Origin of the sequence: Pseudomonas sp. BJa5 (assembly GCF_030272875.2) — a bacterium.
Classification (GTDB): domain Bacteria; phylum Pseudomonadota; class Gammaproteobacteria; order Pseudomonadales; family Pseudomonadaceae; genus Aquipseudomonas.
Genome location: NZ_JALRNG020000164.1, coordinates 1 through 261, shown reverse-complemented (window position 1 = coordinate 261; position 261 = coordinate 1). Strand labels below are relative to the sequence as shown.

Annotated in this window: 1 protein-coding gene; it reads left to right on the top strand. The window is 65.1% G+C overall.

What is annotated here, in order from left to right; genetic code table 11:
• Window positions 1-22: 22 nt before the first annotated feature.
• Window positions 23-261, top strand: a 239-nt coding sequence (locus M2D63_RS25855) for a hypothetical protein (protein ID WP_285865895.1), incomplete at its 3' end; no start/stop codon positions are given.

The following is a 261-nucleotide window of genomic DNA, read 5'->3' as shown; positions in this document are numbered from 1 at the left end:
CGTCGGATCCGGCCGGTCCGCAATGCTTTCGATCGCCTCGGGGGCGACCCCCGCATTCCGCGCCATGACGCCTGACCCCATGTCCGGGAAACACAGCGCCGAAGCGCCGTTTAGAGGGCCCGAGATAGACGATTGCGCGCCGACCAGCAACGCCGCCCGTGCGTCCAAAAACCTGCGATCAGACGGCGACGTTCAGCTTGCGGGCCAGGGATTCAATCTCGTTTCGGACCGAGCCGGTGGACAGGTTCAGCAGATTGGCCA